Here is a 16521-nt window from a genome sequence, read left to right on the forward strand (position 1 = left end):
CCGGCAGGGGCCCTCGTGAGTGACCGGCAGGCCCGCAAACAGGCGGTCACGCAGGCGGACGTGGCACGGCACGCGGGTGTGAGTGGCGCCGTGGTCAGTTACGTGGTGCACGGCGGCCCGCGCCCGGTCGCTGCGGAGACCGCGCTGCGGGTCCGGGCGTCGATCGAGGCGCTCGGGTACCGGCCGAACGCGAGCGCCGCCGCCCTGCGTACCGGATCGTCGAAGTTGCTCGGTCTCGTCGTGCCGGACATCGGCAACACGCTCTGGGCCGACCTGACCGTCGCCGCCGGGCGCTGCGCCGCCGACCGGGGCTACGACCTGATCACCGCCAGCAGCGAGGGCAGCGCCACGATCGAGCGACAGCACCTGCAGAGCCTCGCCGGGCGGCAGGTCGAGGGCCTGCTGGTGACCGTGGTCGACATGGTCGATCCGGACGTCGCCGGCATCACCGGCACCGGGATCCCGACGGTGCTGCTCAACGTCTTCTCCGACGCGCCGGGTGTCAGCAGCATCGGGGTGGACGCCCGGCGCGGGGCCGCAGACGGGGTCACCCATCTGCTGGGGCACGGCTACCGGGACGTCGGGCTGATCATCCACCCCGACGAGACCGTCGAGCTGCGGGAACAGGGCTGGGAGCAGGCGCTCGGGTCGCGCGGGCCGATCGAGCGGGGGCCGTCCACCCGGCAGGGCGGATACGAAGCCGCGCTGCGCCTGTTCGGCCGCCCGGATCGGCCGCGGTCGGTCTTCGTCAGTTCGGACATGCAGGCGATCGGGTGTCTGCGCGCCCTGTGGGAGCTGGGGTTGCGGGTGCCGGAGGACGTCGCGGTCGTCTCGTTCGACGGGGCCGCCGACTCGGCCTTCACCACGCCGCCGTTGACCGTCGTACGCCAACCGGTGGGGTTGATGGCTCGTCAGGCCGTCGACCTGGTGCTGGACGGGGGACCGGCGCGCCGCATCGTGGAACCGGCGACGCTGACCGTCCGGAAATCGTGCGGCTGCTGAGGGTTCCCAGGCCCGTTGTCTATACGTATAGTTCCGGCTCGTGATCCGCACCGTTCTCCGCACCCCGCTGTACCGCGGCGTGACGATCGCCCTGTTCCTGTCCGGGGTGGGGTTCTCCGCGCCCGCCCCGCTGATGTCGCTGTTCCTGGTCGACGAACTGGGCGCGTCCCTGTCCACGGCCGGGCTGTTCGCGCTGACCAACCTGACCGCGCCGTTGGCCGGATACCTGATCGGCGCGCGTTCCGACCGGGTCGGCGACCGGCTCGGGCTCTTCCGGCTGTGCGCGGTTCTCGGGTGCGCGGGCTGGGTGGCGATCGCCTTCGCCGGGCAGCTGTGGGTGCCGGTCGTGGTCAACACCGTCGTGCTGTGCTTCGCCGGGGCCGCCACGTCCCAGCTGTTCGCCGCCGTCCAGGACCGGCCGGTGCCCGGCATCGACGGGGTGATCGCGATCCTCCGGATCGCCCTGGTCGGCGGCTGGGTCGTCGGACCGGTCCTGGGCTCGCTGCTGGCCGCCTGGACCGACGTGCGAACCATGTTCCTGGCCACCGCGGTCTGCCTGCTCGCCCAGATCGTGCCGCTGGGCCGGCAACGCTCGACCGCGGTCACCCACGACGTGTCGGCGCCGTCCACGGCACCCGGGCTCCGGCAGATGCTCCCGCTGATCGTCTTCACCACCCTTTCGGTCCTGGTGTACGCCGGGGACACGGTCAAGTTCGCCTACCTGCCGGTCTACATGAACCGTGACCTGCACCTGTCCTCCGGCCTCAGCGGCGCGATCATCGGCGCCCAGCCGCTGACCGAGATCCTGGTGATCCCGATCGCGATCGCCGCGGCCCGCCGATTCGGCGCGATGCGCGTCCTGACGGCGAGCTGCGTCCTGGCCGTGGCCGGCACGTTCTGCCTGGCCGTCGGCACCACCGCCGCGACCCTGTTCGCCGGCCAGATCCTGATCGGATTCCTGTGGGGCACGTTCGGCGGCCTGGGCATCATCGTCGCCCAGCGCCTGCTCCCGTCCGCGATAGCCACCGCGTCCGCGGTCTTCATCAGCGCCGAACCGGTGAGCGCCGCCGTCGGCGGCCTGGCCGGCGGCCTCGGCGTGAACGGCCTGGGCCTCCCCGGCGTCTTCCTGATCCCCACCGCCCTGGCCGCGGTCGCCGCCCTCGGCCTGGCCTGGATGACCCGCCGCTACCCGTCGCCCGCCCCCGCCCGGCCCGCCGCCCTTCCCGCCGCCCGGTGAACCTCAGTAGGGCAGCCGGATGCTCCGTCCGGCGAGCGTCGCCTCGTAGAACCGCAGCATCCGCGCCATGTCCGCGACCGCACCGTCATAGATGATCACACCCTTCGCCGTTGCGGTGGCGATGTCTTCGAAGGGTCCGAGCGCTGCACGGTGGGCCCCTCTCGGCGGAGCCAGCTGTCCCAGTGCGGGGCGATCAGGGCGGTGATCTCCGCGTAGCCGGCGGCACCTGGATGCGCGCCGTCGCCGGTGCGAATCTCGTCCATCCACGTCCCGTTGCTCCTCAGGGCGGGGTACACGGGCACATAAGGAACGCCTGCCTCCTGGCAGACTCGCGTGAACCGTTCGTCGAGCGCCGCCGTGCGCAGGTTCCGGGCGTGGTCGCCGACGGGCGGCGGGCCGACCATCAAGACACGCCAGCGGCGCCGGGCGGCCTGGCCGAGGATGGCACCGAGGTTGGCCGTGGACTGCCCGGGGCCCACCCGTGGGGCGCCGTTCTCGACGGTGGTGTCGTTGACGCCGAAGGACAACACCAGCCGGTGATCGCTGCCATCGCGCAGGCGCTGGTCGCATTCCGGCAGCCAGCGGTCTCGGATGTCGTCGGAGGTCTGGCGCCGGACGCCGAGGTTGTAGGCGGTCACCGGGTGACTCCGGGCGGCCAGCCGCCCCGTCCACCCGAGACAGGCCGGATCACCGACCCCGGCCACGAACGAGTCGCCGACAAAACGGATCCGCAGGTCCCGGCCCACCGCAGGATCGTAGATCAGGGCGACTTCCGCGAACCCACCCGCTGGGGGATCGGCGCAGCTGCTCCCAGTCATCATTCGTCCAGACGGTTGATTGCAGGCCGGTACCGGTCGGCGCGGGGCACGACGTTGGGAACGGGCCGCTGAGATGAGCCGGCCAGGATCAGGTGGTTCGCGGCATCGAGGCCCGGTTCCGGTCGATGATCATCGCGTGGGTCTCCAGCGGGCGTCGTCCTGGTCACCGGGCGGTTCGGTCACGGCTGCGTCGGTGACTCGGGTGAACCGGGGGATGCGGTCCAGCGGGGTGCAGGTCGTGATCCGGGTGGGGCCGGTGTGGACCGTGCCGTCGTCGGCTTGCCACTGGCCCTTCGGCAGGTGCACGTCGCGGTGGGTGGCGGCCTTTTCGGTCACCGGGGCGACGATCAGGTTCGGGCCGAGGAAGTACTGGTCGGTGACGTCGTCGAGGCCGGGTGCGTGGAAGGCCATCGGCCGGACCACCGCTTCGCCGGTGAGTGCCGCCTCGTCCACGAGGGACAGGATCAACGGCAGGTTTTCGGTACGGACGTCGAGGGCGCTGTGGACCGCCGCCAGATGACGGGCATCGAGGACCCGGGCCGGTGGGAGGGAGAACTGCATCATCGGGCTGAGGGCCGCGATCTGCGCGTACCGGACGAAGAACTCCTGGTCGACGCCCTGCTGCCCGCCGACCGCGCCGATCTCCCCGCCGCCGATCATGTCGGGGCAGGTCCAGGCGTGGCCGATCATGCCGTGGGCCAGCATCTCCGGGACCAGCGAGCCGATGCCGTCGGCGCCCCAGTGCGGTGGCGACAGGTCGCCGGCCTGGCGCTGAGCACGCTCGTCGAACGGATCGAGGAGCTGACCGGGCCGCCGCTGACGAGGCTGATCGAGCCGGTGGGCGTGGTGCGCCGGGCGACGACCGCCGGCTTTCAGGCGGCCAGCATCACCCGGGCCACCTCGGCGACGGCCGGTAGCTGATCCAGGTGCCGGATCTCCAGCTCCGGCCGGGTCCGCACACACATGCCGAAGCCGTAGCCGGCGCCCAGCAGCACCACCGCGAACTCGTCCGGGAACGGCCTGTCCCGGATGTAGACCGACCGGGCCCGGCCGAGCAGGTCGTGCAGGGACACCGGGAGTTCGGGGCAGGTGCCGGCCGGTTCCACCGCGAAGACGATGACGTCGGGATCGCGGGCGAGCATCCCGTGCAGCCGGTCCAGCGCGGTGGCGATCGACATGCTGTCCGCGGCGAAGGTGGGCCCGCTCGTCGCGGTCGCCGTGAACGGTGAGCCGGGCCGTTCGTGGAACGTCGACGGCGGCGCCGGGAGCACCGCGGCGGCCTCCGGGTCGTACCGATGGCCCGGTCCGTCGATCGGTCCCGGCCGGGCGAAGTGCCAGCCCTGACCCCAGTGCGCGCCGAGGTCCCGGGCGACCGCCAGATCGGCGGCCGTCTCGATGCCCTCGGCGATGATCCGCGCCCCGGTCCGGGCCGCCTGCGCGCGGACCACCGCGCTCACCCGGGCGGTCGCGGCCGACGCCGGATCCCGGATCAGGCTCAGATCCAGCTTGATCACTTCCGGTTCCAGGATCGGCAGGAACGCCAGCGACATCGGGTCCACGCCGACGTCGTCCAGGGCGACCGCGTGCCCGAACGCCCGGGTCAGCCCGGCCAGCCGCAGCATGCTGCCGGGCACCGTCGGCAGGGCCCGCTCGGTGAACTCCAGGACCTCCCGGAACGGCAGGCCGGCCACCACGAGTTCGGCGATCCGGGTGGAGATCGGCTGGTCGACGACGGCGGGTTCGGCGTTGACGAACAGCATCGGCGGCTGTACCGCGGCGTCGACGGCGACCTCCAGGGCCCGTTCGGCGCAGAGCTGGTCGAGGTCACCGAGGCGGCCGGCCGCGCGGGCGGCGTCGAACAGCCGGTCCGGGAACTCCAGCGCCGTCCCGGCCGGGCCGCGGGCCAGCGCCTCCAGCCCGACCACACCACCACCGGCCAGGTCGACGATCGGCTGGAACACCGGTCGCACCAGCCGGCCGGTGATCACGTCACCGACCGTCATCTGCGCCGCCCGTCGCGGACTCGTCACCTCGGTCATCGCCGTGTCCATCGGCCCCGGGCCCGCCCAACTGAGGCCTCTTAGGGTCGTCTTAACCTTGCCCTAACCGGTCGTTACCGGTCAGGCGGCGATAGTTCCGGCATGCGATCACTGCGCTCCACGAGCCTGACGGCGCTGGCCGTCCTCTCCGTCGCCGTCCCCCTGGCCGCGATCACCGCGCCGACCGCCGCCGTCGCGGCCAGCTCCAAGTTCTGCGACGGGGGCAGTTACACCGTGCTGGGCAAGACCGGCACCAAGGACCGGTTCCGCGGCACCGTCGCCGCCCCGGCCGGACGGTTCACCGTGCAGGGCAAGTACACCCGGTTCGACATCGACCCGGCCACCTTCGCGATTTACGACTACACGTTCACCGGCGCCGCCAACGTCGGCGACATGACCGGGCGCAAACCCACCCCGGTCTACACGAGCAAGGTGCCGGACCACCGCGGGCTGGCCCTGACCAGCGCCATCAGCCTGGAGCTGCGGGACGAGGGCTTGACGGTCTCGCGTACCGGCGCCAATGGGTTGAGCATGAAGATCCAGGCCAAGGACTGCGCCCAGGGCGGGATCTTCCAGATGGAGCCGTCGCGGGGTGACGGCACCCGCACGCGGATCGTGCACACCCTGGCCGATTCCACGTTCTACTACGACAATCCGCGGTTCCGGGCCCGGCTCGGCGCGTGGCTCGGCTCGGAGTGCACCAGCGAACAGACCGGACCGGCAGGCACTTTCTGCGTACGGGTGAGCCCCCGCGTCAACATCGGCAGCGACGTGGCCCCCGCGCTGGTGCTGCGGGACAGCGCTCAGGTCGCCACCCGCATCCCGCAGGCGTCGTGCGGCCCCGACTTCACCAACACGCTCGGCCTCTCCGAGACCAGGGACCACTGCGGCGCGACGAGCATCTGGGACGTGGCCAGTGGTGGCCGGATGGGCATGGTCACCGGCGAGGACGCCACCGAGGTCGCCAACCCGCCCACCAACTGCACGAACGACTGCCAGGCCGAGAACGGCGTCAACGGCCGGCTGGCCACGCTCGGCTTCCCGGCGGTCGTCGACCCGGCCGTGAAGCTCACCCCGCGCACCTCCACCGACGGCCTGACCGCGCCGCTCACCGTACCCTTCACCGCTCCCTTCACCGCTCCCTGATGATCATTCTCGGTCCGGATGCGGGATAATCACTTCCTGTGATCACCGAAGAACAGTGGCAGGACCTGCGGGCTCGCGCCCGGGAGGCGATGACCAAGGCGTACGCCCCGTACTCGAAGTTTCCGGTCGGGGTCGCCGCCCTGGTCGACGACGGCCGGATCGTCATCGGGGCCAACGTCGAGAACGCGTCGTACGGGCTGGGCCTCTGCGCCGAATGCAGCCTCGTCTCCGCCCTGATGATGTCCGGCGGCGGCAAGCTCGTCGCGTTCGCCTGCGTGGACGGTGACGGCAACGCGCTGATGCCGTGCGGGCGCTGCCGGCAGCTGCTCTACGAACACTCCGCCGAGGGCATGCTGCTCGACACGGTCAGCGGCATCCGGACCATCGACGAGGTGCTGCCGGACGCCTTCGGGCCCCGGACGCTGCGGGACTACCAGGACAGTCACTGAAAGCCGGGGTGCGGCCTTTTACCGGGGCCGCACCCCGGTTCCCTTTTAAATCGTGAACCCGCCGTCCACGTTGATCGTCGCGCCGGTGAGGTAGGCGCCGTCCGGGCCGGCCAGGAACGCCACAGTGGCCGCCACGTCGGACGGGGCCGCGAAGTGCCCGAGGGCGGTGAACGACCGGATCGTGCCGGCGTTCGGCCCGTCGGCCGGGTTGGACGCGGTGTCGGTCGGGCCCGGGTTGACCAGGTTCACCGTGATCGCACGGCCGCCGAGTTCCCGGCCCAGTGCCTTGGTCAGTCCGGTCAGGGCGGTCTTGCTCATCGCGTACAGCGAAAAGCCCGGAAAGACCGCCCGCTCGGCCACGTTGCTGCCGATGTTGATGATCCGCCCACCGGCCGGCATGTGGGCGACCGCGGCCTGCGAGGCCAGGAAGGGCGCTCGGACGTTGACCGCGACGGACTGCTCGAAGTCGTCGGGCGTCAGGTCCTCGAGCGGGCCGATCAGGAAGCTGCCGGCGTTGTTGACCAGGATGTCCAGCCGCCCCAGCGTTGCGGCGGCCTGCTCGACGGCGGCCACCACGGCCGCCGGATCGGCGCTGTCGGCCCGGACGGCGACGGCCCGCCGCCCGGCCGCCTTGATCCGGTCCACGATGTCGTCGGCGCTCTTCTGGTCCTGCTGGTAGGTGAGGGTGACGTCGGCGCCCTGTTCGGCCAGGCGCAGCGCCACGGCGGCCCCGATGCCGCGACTGCCGCCGGTGACCAGGGCCGCTTTCCCGTCGAGTGTGTTGTCCATGGGTTCGATCCTGATACTTGACGCCGCAACTTTCTGGCGGCTATCGGACCTGGCGTTCCGCAGTAGACAGTGTCTACCCGGATCTAGTAGACACTGTCTATGTCTGTTCGGCGGCACCTCGTGCTCGGGGCCAGTGTCGGCGGGGCCATGCTGGTGGCACTCGACGGGACGGTGCTGATCGTGGCCCAGCCCAGCCTGCAGCGGGAACTCGGCGCGAGCCTGTCTCAGGTCCAGTGGACCAGCACCGGCTACCTGCTCGCGGTGGCAGCGCTGCTCGTCGTGGCCGGTCGTCTGGGTGACCGCTACGGGCACGCCCGCCTGCTGTCCACCGGCGTCCTCGGGTTCGGGGTGGCGTCGGCGGGGATCGCCTTCGCTCCCGGGATCGGGTGGGTGATCGCGCTGCGGGCGCTGCAGGGGTGTTCGGCGCGCTGCTGCAACCGGCGACCCTGGCGGTCCGGGTTCCGGTGCCGGCGCGGTCCGAGCCGGCGCGGTTCGACCTGCTGGCGGCGGCCCTGCTCGCGGCCGCGCTGGCGATCGGGGTGCACACGCTTTCCGGGATCCCCGCGCACGGATGGACCACCACGCCGACCGTCCTGGGGCTGGCCGCTGCTCTGGGTGTGGCGTGGTTGTTCGTCGTGCGCGAGCGCCGGGCCACCGCCCCGCTGGTGCCGCCGCCGGTGGCCCGCTCGGTGCCGGTGATGGCGTCGTCAGCCCTGCTGCTGGTCGCGAGCGGCGCGCTGTTCGGGGCGTTGTTCGCGGTCACGTTCTTCGCCCAGGACACCCTGGGGTTCGACCCGCTCGCCGGTGGCCTGCGGGTGCTCCCGCTGACCGTGTCGATGATCCTCGGCGCCCCGATCGCCAACTTCACCCTCCGCCGGTACGGTCCACGCCGCACCGCTTTCGCCGGAACACTCCTGGTGGCATCCGGTGTCGCGCTGTTGTCCACTCTCGCCTGGAGCAGTTCGTGGCTCTCGACGAGCGTCGCCTTCGGCGTGCTGGGAGCAGGTTTCGCCACCGTCTCGGTAACCGCGACGGGAACCGTGGTGACCGACGCTCCACCCGGCCACGCCGGAGTGGTGGGCGGCCTGAAACAGACGGCGATGAACATCGGCCCGACCCTGGGCATCGCGACCGCCGCCGCGACGATGCCCCTGACCGGCTACCCCGCCACCCTGCTGATCCTGGCCGTGATCGCCACCACGGGCCTGCTCCCGGTCTCCCTGCTGCCCCGGGCCCGGCCCGGGCTCAGATGATGCCGCGGGCCCGCTGCAGCCCGCGCACGAACCGGCCGAACGCCTGGCTGTCGTCCGTCTCGTACAGGGTCAGCACGCCCTGCCAGAAGTCGGCGCGCATGGTCCACCGCCGCTCCCTCCGGCACCGGAACAGCTCCCACAGCCCGAAGACGACCATCGACCCACCCAGCCCGAACAACGTCGTGGACAGTGCGGCCCACCCGCCGGCCCAGGTCACCGCGGCGCCCATCGCCACCGGAACCAGCCCGGCGGCGGTGGCCGTCCCGAGCTGCCGCCGCTTGCGCGCCGCGTCGACGAAGGTGTAGTTCGACAACTGGGCCAGCGGAATCCACAGATCCGATCCGTCGGCCAGAATGTTGAGCTGGTCATCGACGATCGCGATGTCGTCGTCCCGGTAGTACACGTGCGAACCCGGCTCGTCGTCCGTCACCACTCACCCCACACATCGATCTCCGCCCACTTCAGCACGACCCCGGCCCGGCGGCCATCCTCCAGTGCCGGAGGTTGACACAACCGGCCCGCGGTGCCCCCACCGACCGGCCCGCGGTGTTCTCACCGACCGGCCCGCGGTGTTCTCACCGACGTGGGACAGCGCCGGCGTGGCGACTCTGCGAGCATGACCGCATGCGGATGGAGCCAGTGTGGCCGACGACCGGCGTCTACCCGGCTACCGCCGACTACGTGCACGCCATGGAGGTGCGCGGCGCCGAGCGCCTGGTCTTCGTCTCGGGCACGATGGGTCTGCGCCCCAATGGTGTGCCGGGCGCCGATCTGGCCGAGCAGCTCGACCTGATCTGGTCGAACATCCGCGGCATCCTGGCCGCGGCGGACATGACGCCGGACAACATCGTCCGGCTCACCAGCTACCTGACCGACGCTTCGTTCGCTGAGGCCAACGCGGCAGCCCGGGTCGCGGCTCTCGGCGGCCGGGTCGTACCGACCACGGCGATCGTCGTCCAGACCCTGCTCACCGACTGGCTGGTCGAGATCGAGGTGACCGCCGCGGCGTGACCCCGCCCGAGCCCGGACTGAGGTCCGCCGGGCGGCGGAGGGCCGGGCCGCGACTCGGAACAGCGACCGGGCCGGCGGTGAAGACGGGCTCCGGGTGGCGGATGGTCATCCGACGAGTACCACGTCTGCCAGCGGATGGGCGGCCAAGCCCTGGGCCAGCGGTTGCGCGACAAGCCACCGCACCGGGGCACCGACGGCATCGGCCCGCATCGGACCGTCGACCACCGGCACGGCGTCCCGATCGACGATCACGCCCGGTGTTCGGCAGACCACCGACACCCGCCGGGCCATCGACGACGCCGCACGGATCCCGGTGACCGGGGTTGGAGTTCCGGTTCGCCGAGATGCTCGGCGACTGCTATCCGCAGACCGCGCCCGGCGGGTGGCACGGCGTCACCTGTCGCGGGCGGGGCGGCCCCTGACCGGCTCGCCTTCGAACCGACCGGCCCGCCGTTCCAGCGGCTTGTTCCGAACGCCATGCCGTGCGCCGACCGGGACCGGTCGAGACCGGTCGGGTCTGGCGGATCATCGGGGGATGGGGATTCAAGTGGAATTCTGGCGGGGCGGTGAGCGGATTCGAGGGCTGCCCGATCCGGCGGGTGGGGTGTTCGACGCCGCCGGGGACTTCGATCGGCTGCTGGGGGAGTGGGCGCATCGGTTTCCGCTGCTCGGTGCGGTGGATCCGTGCGGGGAGACGTCGTTCGGGCCGGAGCGGATGGCCGGACTTCTCGCCGAGATCGACGTGCTGGCGGAGCAGGCTCGGGATGATGTGGCGCGCCGCGGGCTGATGCGCCTGCGGGTGATGGCACAGCGATGTGGGGACGTCTCGGAGCGGCTCGTGTTCGTCGGTGACTGACGGCCGGCGGGGCAGGACCTTGATGGTTCTGGCCCGCCGGCGATCGGGTCACTCCGTGGATGCCGGTTCGGGTTCGGCCGGGAGGTCCAGCTTGGTGCGTAGGCGGACCGGCTTGAGGAGGACCGCTGCCAGGACGCCGAGCAGGGCCACGCCGGCTGAGATCGCGAAGATGTGGCCGGTGGCGTTGCCGTATGCCGTGGCCACCGACGTGTCGTGGCCCGCGGACGCCACCTGGCGGGCCAGGATCGCGCCCAGGACCGCCACCCCGATGGTTCCGCCCAGGGAACGGAAGAACGCCACCGTCGCGCTCGCCGCGCCGATGTCGGAGAGCGGCACCGCGTTCTGCACGACCAGGACGAAGTTCTGCAACGTCATGCCGACGCCCGCGCCGATCAGGGTCATCGCGACGCCGATCAGGATCAGGTTGGTCCGGGCGTCCACAAAACCGAGGACGGCGAAACCCAGGGCCAGGCTCGTCGAGCCGATCACCAGGTACGGCTTGATGTTCCCGTGCCGGCTGATCAGACGGCCGGTGACGATCGACGACACCAGGATGCCCGCCATCATCGGGATCGTCAGCAGACCCGCGCCGGTCGGTGAGTACGACCGGCTCACCTGGAAGTACTGGGTCAGGAAGACGGCCGCGCCGTACATCGCGGTGCCGGCTGCCAGGCTGCCCAGGATGGCCAGCGCCGTCGTCCGCTGCCGCAGGATCCGGGGCGGCACCACCGGCTCGGCGGCCCGGGTCTCCACCCACGCCGCCGCGACCAGCAGGACCAGGGTGCCGCCGACCATCACGCCGGTCTGCCACGACGCCCATCCGAACGCGTCGCCGACGAACGACACCCAGATCAGCAGCAGGCTCACCCCGCCGGTGATCAGCGTCGCGCCCCAGTAGTCGATCTTCACGTTGTCCCGGCGCAGCACCGGCAGCTTGAGCGTGAGCTGCAACAACACCATGGCGATGAGGGCGAACGGAACCCCGATGAAGAAGCACCACCGCCAGCCCAGCCAGCCGGTGTCGACGATCAGGCCGCCCAGCAGCGGGCCGCCGATCGTCGAGATCGCGGTGACACTGGACTGGTAGCCGGCGTACTTGCCGCGTTCCCGGGGTGGGATCATCGCGCCGATCGCGATCTGCACCAGCGGCTGCAGGCCGCCGACACCGACACCCTGCAGGGCGCGGGCGGCGATCAGCTGGCCGGCGCTCTGGGCCAGCCCGGCCGCGATCGATCCGAGGATGAACACCACGGTTGCCACCTGCAGCAGCGTCTTCTTGCTGTACAGGTCGGCGAGTTTGCCCCAGATCGGCGTGGCGGCGGTCGCGGCCAGCAGCGTCGCCGTCACCACCCACGTGTAGTCGGTGGCCGACCCGTGCAGGTCGCTGAGCATCCGCGGCAGGGCGGTCGCGACGACCGTGCTGGCCAGCGTCGACACGAACAGGGCCAGCAGCAGCCCGGTCAGCGATTCGAGGATCTGCCGGCGGGTCGGCGTCTCGGTGGCGGTCATCGGATCTCCAGCCGCAGGATCGATCCTTCGGCGGCGACGAGCAGTTCGGCACCGGCCGTCGCGAGTCCGGCGAACGTTCGCGGCACTCCGGGCAAACCCTCAGAAGCCACATTTCCTGCGGTACGGGGGACCGAGCCGTCCCACAACCCGTCCGCCTCCACCGACAGCGCGCCGGTGGTCAGGTCCACCGACAGCACCCGTCCCCGGCCGGCCTCGGCGACGAACAGCCGGCCCGCGGCGACCGCCAGTCCTTCCGGCCGGTCCAGCCCTTCGGCCACCACGACCGGCGCCGGCGCGTCGAACGTCGGGTCGAGGACCGGATCGAGCCGGTACACCGCGCCCCGGCCGGCATCGCTGACGTAGCAGCGGCCGTCGTCGTCGAACGCCACGTCCATCGGCCGGTCGAGTCCGTCGGCCAGCACCGACAGGGTGTCGTCGAGTTCGACCGCGACGACCCGCCCGGCGCCCGCCTCGGCGATCACCAGCGCCCCGGCGGCGTCGACCGTGATGCCGAACGGTTCGTCGAGGTTCGCCCTGGTCCGGTACGTGCCGGTCTCGTCCATGGTGCGGACCCGCCCGAACTGCGAGGTCACGTGCCGGCCGTTGTCGTCGGCGGCGATGCCGTGCACGAAGGTGGACAGTTCGAAACCGTTGCTGTGGGCGAATCCGTAGTGGTCGGCCGCGTGCACACCACCGATGCTGTCGACGGCTAGGCCGTACGGGCCGGTCAGCCCACCCCGTACCAGCAACCGGTTTCGGCCTTCGGGGTTGATCTCGGCGATGCCACCGGTGGCGTAGCTGGAGACGAGCATCCGGTTCTCGTCGTCGAAGACGGCGTTGTCCATCCCGCAGACGCCGGTCGGCCAGCTGAACCGGTCACGCTCGGTGACCTGGGTGAGCGTGCCGCCGGCGTCCCGGGACAGGATGAACAGCGTGCCGGCCCGGTCGAAACGGACCGCCACCGGCTCGTGCACGTTCTCCAGGTACACCTGCGGGCTGCCGCCGTCCAGGCCGATCCGGTGCACCTCGCCGGTGATCATGTGCGGGTAGTAGAGGTGGCCGTCCGGCCCGATCTGCATGGCGTTGCCCATGGCCAGGCCGTCGGCCATCACCCGCGGCGCCCGGCCGTCGGTGAACAACTCCAGCAACCGGCCGCCGGGCACCATCTCGTTGACGAACAGCCGGTCCCCGGCGACCGCGATCCCGTTGGGGTTCCGTAGTCCTTCGGCGACAAGGTCAACCGCTCCTGCGGCCGTACGCCGCCAGACGCGTCCCGGGACCAGATCGGTGACGTACATCGAACCGTCCGGGCCGAAGGCCAGATCGTCCGGCGCCTCGATCGGGCCACCCGGCGCGACCACCACCTCGACGTCCCCGCCGGTGACCTCCAGTGCGGTGATCTGCCCGGCCACGAACTGGGCGACGTAGAGGCGGCCGTCCGGCCCGAACGCCACCCCGTTGGAACCGCGGATCACCGGAGCACCTCGCCGAAGCCGTCCTCGTCCCGCCAGCGGCGCAGCAGATCGTGGAAGACCACCGGGCCGGGACCGAACCCGTTGTTGACCTCGCGCGGTTTGCCCTCGTTGTTGTAGTAGCCGGGTGTGCACTCGGACTGGAACCGGTAGTTGTCCGGCGCGAGCTCCCGGATCGTGTCGCACCAGCCCTGCTCGGCCTCGGCGGTCGGCTCGACCCACCGCGCGCCCCGCTTGCCCGCCTCGGCGACCACCGCGGCGATGTGACCGGCCTGCTCCTGAAGTACATGCACGTAGTTGACGCTAGCCGCGTTCTGCAGCGAACCCAGGTGGAACAGGTTCGGGAAGCCGTGGCTGTAGAAGCCGTGCAGCGTGCGCGGCCCGCGGCCCCAGTGGTGCAGCAGCGGCAGACCGCCCCGGCCGTGCACCGGCAGGGTGCCGGAGACGACACCTGACACGCCGACCTCGAAACCGGTGGCGAAGATGACGCAGTCCACCTCGTACTCGGTGTCGCCGACCACGATGCCGGTCTCGGTCATCCGGGTGATGCCGCCGTGGTCGGCGGTGTCCACCAGGGTCACGTTTTCCCGGTTGAACGACTGCAGGTAGAAGTCGCTGAAGCCGGGACGCTTGCACATGTACCGGTACCAGGGCTTGAGGGTCTCGGCGACGGCCGGATCGGTGACCACCTCGTCGACCCGGGCGCGGATCTCGTCCATCTTGCGGAAGTCGGCGATCTCGTCGAGGTACTCCCGTTCCTCGTCGCTGAGCGACCGGTCCAGCGTGCCGGTGAGCATCTGCCGCTGCAGGCGGGAGGTGCTGGTCCAGCCGTCACCGATCAGGTCCCGCTCGGCGTACCCGCCGGTGACGATGGTCAGGAAGTTGTCCATCCGCTCCTGCTGCCAGCCGGGTCGCGTCGCGGCTTCCAGAACGGCCTGGTCGGTGGGGCGGTTGGCGCGGACGTCCACCGACGACGGGGTGCGCTGGAAGACGTACAGCCGCTCGGCGGTCTCGGCGACGTGCGGGACCACCTGGAGGCCGGTGGCGCCGGTGCCGACCACGGCGACCTTCTTGTCGGCGAGTTTCGCCAGGTCGTCGCTGGTGTAGCCGTAGTCCCAGCGGCTGGTGTGGAAGGTGTGCCCCCGGTAGCCCTCGATGCCCGGGATGCCGGGGAGCTTCGGCTGGGTCAGGGTGCCCGACGAGGTCACCACGTAGCGGGACCGGAAGCGGTCGCCGCGGTCGGTGCTGACGATCCACTCGGCGGCGTCCTCGTCCCAGGTCAGGTCGGTGACCTTGGTGTGGAACATGGTGTCGTCATAGAGGCTGAAGCGCTTCGCGATGGCGATCGCGTGCTGCCGGATCTCCTCGCCCGGGGCGTACCGCCACTTCGGGACGTAACCGACCTCCTCCAGCAGCGGCATGTAGACGGTCGCGTCGATGTCGCAGTGGATGCCGGGGTAGCGGTTCCAGTACCACGTACCGCCGAAGTCGCCCGCCTCGTCGATCATCCGGATGTCGCTCAGGCCGGCCTGGCGCAGCCGGGAGCCGGTGAGCAGACCGCCGAACCCGCCGCCGATCACCGTCGCCTCGACCCGGTCGGTTTTCGCCTCACGCTCCGTCACCGGCGTGTACGGGTCCTTGGCGTAGTAGCCGAACTCGCCGGCCGCCTTGCGGTACTGGGCGCTGCCGTCCGGGCGGATCCGCCGGTCTCGTTCGTGCCGGTAGCGGGCACGCAGCGCCTCGAGATCCTCGGGACGGTAGCGGCGTGGGGCGTTAATGGACATGGTGGGCTCTTTCGTAGGGTTCGCCCAGCCTACTGTTTAAGTCAACTGACTGACTTAATTTGTGGCTCTTTGCACTGGAGGTCGCCGGTCGCCCGGGGACCTCACCGATCACTGCACGTAGACCTTGCTGGCACCCGCTCACGTTGACCCGGCCGGCCGAGACCGGCGCCCACCCGTTCGCCCGGCTCGTGGTGACGCCGTTGCCGTCGATCACCCGGACGTCGACCGGGTGGTAACCCATCGCCGGCAGCCGGAAGGGCTCCGCCGAGGCCCAGACCTGGAACTCACCCTCACCTCGGTACTGCCCGAACGGCTGTGGCGAGCCGAGCCGTTCTCATCGTGTGGACCTCCCCGTGACGTGATGCGCTCTCGCATCGACGGCGGCGATCCTATGTGGCCCCTACGACGATTTCGCCGCCGGTGTGTCGTGCCTGGTACAGGCCTTCGAGCGCGTCGATCAGCCCGGAGGCGGCGGCCGGCCAGTCCGGGCGCTCGGACCGCTCCCGCTGGGCGCACGAGTGGATGATCAGCGTGTGCGCCATGTCGTCACGTTCCAGGCGCACCTCCGGCGGCAGCCCCGGCAGGCAGGCGTGCAGTGCGTCACCCACCTCGACCAGCATCGGCAGCCGGTCCAGCTCGGCGCCGGCCAGCTCCCGCAACTGCGGATCGGCCATCAGCTGGGCGGCGAATCGGGCGTACCAGCTCGGCGCCGTCAGATCAGCCAGATGATCGGTGTACGGCCGGACCACACACTCCACCCAGCCCCGCAGCCCCGTGCCGCCCCGATGCCGGGCGGCCAGCGCCCGCCGGATCTCCTCCATCGGCTCGGCGTGCCGCCTGATGATCGCCTGCACCAGATCGTTCTTGCCACCGAAGTGATAGGTGACCGCGGTGTTGTTCCCCTGCCCGGCCGCCTCACTGATCTGCCGGTTCGACACCGAGTAGACCCCACGCTCGGCGAAGAGCCGCTCAGCGGCGTCCAGGATGGCGGCCCGGGTCTGTTCCACCTGATCGACACGTAGCCGGCGGCTGGTCATCGTCTCCTGCTTCTGGTCTGGTTCCGAACCGCTTCCGACCACGCTGAGCACCGAAGCGGCGGCAGACCAGGATAGACGCCACCGGTCCACGACGGCCGATCCGACCCGATCGGAGGACC

At 71.0% G+C, this 16521-nt stretch carries 17 protein-coding genes and 1 pseudogene; 8 read left to right on the forward strand and 10 right to left on the reverse strand.

Going from position 1 to position 16521, the window contains the following annotated elements; all coding sequences use genetic code 11:
• Positions 1–15: 15 nt before the first annotated feature.
• Both Aco03nite_RS15135 and Aco03nite_RS15140 read left to right on the forward strand, forming a co-directional pair.
• Entirely contained in the window at positions 16–1002 is a 987-nt protein-coding gene (locus Aco03nite_RS15135) for a LacI family DNA-binding transcriptional regulator (RefSeq protein ID WP_203795725.1), read from the forward strand.
• Between the two features lie 40 nt (positions 1003–1042).
• A complete protein-coding gene (locus tag Aco03nite_RS15140; protein ID WP_203795726.1) occupies positions 1043–2239 on the forward strand; it encodes an MFS transporter in 1197 nt (398 codons plus the stop codon).
• Positions 2240–2334: 95 nt separating this feature from the next.
• Here the strand turns inward: Aco03nite_RS15140 and Aco03nite_RS15145 are convergent, their stop codons facing one another.
• Together Aco03nite_RS15145 and Aco03nite_RS15150 are read right to left on the reverse strand one after the other, a co-directional pair.
• On the reverse strand, positions 2335–2985 hold the full coding sequence (locus tag Aco03nite_RS15145) for a DUF459 domain-containing protein (RefSeq protein WP_203795727.1): 651 nt from the start codon (positions 2983–2985) through the stop codon (positions 2335–2337).
• Positions 2986–3186: 201 nt separating this feature from the next.
• A complete protein-coding gene (locus Aco03nite_RS15150; protein WP_203795728.1) occupies positions 3187–3747 on the reverse strand; it encodes a glycoside hydrolase family 31 family protein in 561 nt (186 codons plus the stop codon).
• Here Aco03nite_RS15150 and Aco03nite_RS15155 point away from each other — a divergent pair.
• On the forward strand, positions 3736–3978 hold the full coding sequence (locus tag Aco03nite_RS15155) for a hypothetical protein (protein WP_203795729.1): 243 nt from the start codon (positions 3736–3738) through the stop codon (positions 3976–3978). The genes Aco03nite_RS15150 and Aco03nite_RS15155 overlap by 12 nt on opposite strands.
• On the opposite strand, the gene Aco03nite_RS15160 is transcribed toward Aco03nite_RS15155, so the two are convergent.
• Positions 3930–5096, reverse strand: a complete 1167-nt coding sequence (locus Aco03nite_RS15160; protein WP_203795730.1) for an EAL domain-containing protein — start codon at positions 5094–5096, stop codon at positions 3930–3932. The genes Aco03nite_RS15155 and Aco03nite_RS15160 overlap by 49 nt on opposite strands.
• Before the next feature lie 102 nt (positions 5097–5198).
• Here Aco03nite_RS15160 and Aco03nite_RS15165 point away from each other — a divergent pair, with 102 nt between their 5' ends.
• Both Aco03nite_RS15165 and Aco03nite_RS15170 read left to right on the forward strand, forming a co-directional pair.
• Positions 5199–6242 (forward strand): hypothetical protein, encoded by a 1044-nt coding sequence (locus tag Aco03nite_RS15165; RefSeq protein ID WP_203795731.1) that lies wholly within the window; start codon positions 5199–5201, stop codon positions 6240–6242.
• A gap of 38 nt (positions 6243–6280) precedes the next feature.
• Positions 6281–6691, forward strand: coding sequence for a cytidine deaminase (locus Aco03nite_RS15170; protein WP_239145180.1), 411 nt, complete (start codon positions 6281–6283; stop codon positions 6689–6691).
• A gap of 45 nt (positions 6692–6736) precedes the next feature.
• Here the strand turns inward: Aco03nite_RS15170 and Aco03nite_RS15175 are convergent, their stop codons facing one another.
• The gene (locus Aco03nite_RS15175) at positions 6737–7480 is read right to left on the reverse strand and encodes an SDR family NAD(P)-dependent oxidoreductase (protein ID WP_203795732.1); all 744 of its coding nucleotides are present in this window, start codon (positions 7478–7480) and stop codon (positions 6737–6739) included.
• A gap of 147 nt (positions 7481–7627) precedes the next feature.
• Here Aco03nite_RS15175 and Aco03nite_RS15185 point away from each other — a divergent pair.
• Positions 7628–8733, forward strand: a pseudogene (locus tag Aco03nite_RS15185) (MFS transporter).
• Here Aco03nite_RS15185 and Aco03nite_RS15190 read toward each other — a convergent pair.
• Positions 8726–9163 carry a DUF6232 family protein gene (locus tag Aco03nite_RS15190; RefSeq protein ID WP_203795735.1) on the reverse strand — a complete coding sequence of 146 codons (438 nt, stop codon included), beginning with the start codon at positions 9161–9163 and terminating at the stop codon, positions 8726–8728. The pseudogene Aco03nite_RS15185 and the gene Aco03nite_RS15190 sit on opposite strands and share 8 nt — an antisense overlap.
• A 194-nt stretch (positions 9164–9357) precedes the next feature.
• Here Aco03nite_RS15190 and Aco03nite_RS15195 point away from each other — a divergent pair, with 194 nt between their 5' ends.
• Positions 9358–9744, forward strand: a complete 387-nt coding sequence (locus Aco03nite_RS15195) for a RidA family protein (protein WP_203795736.1) — start codon at positions 9358–9360, stop codon at positions 9742–9744.
• A 105-nt stretch (positions 9745–9849) separates the two neighbouring features.
• Here Aco03nite_RS15195 and Aco03nite_RS15200 read toward each other — a convergent pair whose 3' ends face one another.
• Positions 9850–9996 carry a hypothetical protein gene (locus tag Aco03nite_RS15200; RefSeq protein WP_203795737.1) on the reverse strand — a complete coding sequence of 49 codons (147 nt, stop codon included), beginning with the start codon at positions 9994–9996 and terminating at the stop codon, positions 9850–9852.
• Positions 9997–10279: 283 nt separating this feature from the next.
• On the opposite strand from Aco03nite_RS15200, the gene Aco03nite_RS15205 reads away from it, so the two are divergent.
• Positions 10280–10600, forward strand: a complete 321-nt coding sequence (locus Aco03nite_RS15205) for a hypothetical protein (RefSeq protein ID WP_203795738.1) — start codon at positions 10280–10282, stop codon at positions 10598–10600.
• Positions 10601–10648: 48 nt separating this feature from the next.
• Here Aco03nite_RS15205 and Aco03nite_RS15210 read toward each other — a convergent pair whose 3' ends face one another.
• The 4 genes from Aco03nite_RS15210 to Aco03nite_RS15225 form a co-directional block, all read right to left on the reverse strand.
• Positions 10649–12109 (reverse strand): MDR family MFS transporter, encoded by a 1461-nt coding sequence (locus Aco03nite_RS15210; protein WP_203795739.1) that lies wholly within the window; start codon positions 12107–12109, stop codon positions 10649–10651.
• Entirely contained in the window at positions 12106–13584 is a 1479-nt protein-coding gene (locus tag Aco03nite_RS15215) for a hypothetical protein (RefSeq protein WP_203795740.1), read from the reverse strand. Before Aco03nite_RS15215 ends, Aco03nite_RS15210 begins: the two co-directional genes overlap by 4 nt.
• Positions 13581–15365 carry a flavin-containing monooxygenase gene (locus tag Aco03nite_RS15220; protein ID WP_203795741.1) on the reverse strand — a complete coding sequence of 595 codons (1785 nt, stop codon included), beginning with the start codon at positions 15363–15365 and terminating at the stop codon, positions 13581–13583. The genes Aco03nite_RS15215 and Aco03nite_RS15220 overlap by 4 nt, the downstream gene beginning before the upstream one ends.
• A gap of 389 nt (positions 15366–15754) precedes the next feature.
• Positions 15755–16402, reverse strand: coding sequence for a TetR/AcrR family transcriptional regulator (locus Aco03nite_RS15225; protein WP_203795742.1), 648 nt, complete (start codon positions 16400–16402; stop codon positions 15755–15757).
• Positions 16403–16521: the final 119 nt, after the last annotated feature.

Source organism: Actinoplanes couchii, from assembly GCF_016862075.1.
Taxonomy (GTDB): Bacteria; Actinomycetota; Actinomycetes; order Mycobacteriales; family Micromonosporaceae; genus Actinoplanes; species Actinoplanes couchii.

Coding starts and splice junctions, on each gene's coding strand:
- Aco03nite_RS15150 (WP_203795728.1), bottom strand. CDS start 3,747: ATGATCGGCCACGCCTGGACCTGCCCCGACATGATCGGCGGCGGGGAG.
- Aco03nite_RS15160 (WP_203795730.1), bottom strand. CDS start 5,096: ATGACCGAGGTGACGAGTCCGCGACGGGCGGCGCAGATGACGGTCGGT.
- Aco03nite_RS15165 (WP_203795731.1), top strand. CDS start 5,199: ATGCGATCACTGCGCTCCACGAGCCTGACGGCGCTGGCCGTCCTCTCC.
- Aco03nite_RS15175 (WP_203795732.1), bottom strand. CDS start 7,480: ATGGACAACACACTCGACGGGAAAGCGGCCCTGGTCACCGGCGGCAGT.
- Aco03nite_RS15195 (WP_203795736.1), top strand. CDS start 9,358: ATGCGGATGGAGCCAGTGTGGCCGACGACCGGCGTCTACCCGGCTACC.
- Aco03nite_RS15205 (WP_203795738.1), top strand. CDS start 10,280: ATGGGGATTCAAGTGGAATTCTGGCGGGGCGGTGAGCGGATTCGAGGG.
- Aco03nite_RS15210 (WP_203795739.1), bottom strand. CDS start 12,109: ATGACCGCCACCGAGACGCCGACCCGCCGGCAGATCCTCGAATCGCTG.
- Aco03nite_RS15220 (WP_203795741.1), bottom strand. CDS start 15,365: ATGTCCATTAACGCCCCACGCCGCTACCGTCCCGAGGATCTCGAGGCG.
- Aco03nite_RS15225 (WP_203795742.1), bottom strand. CDS start 16,402: ATGACCAGCCGCCGGCTACGTGTCGATCAGGTGGAACAGACCCGGGCC.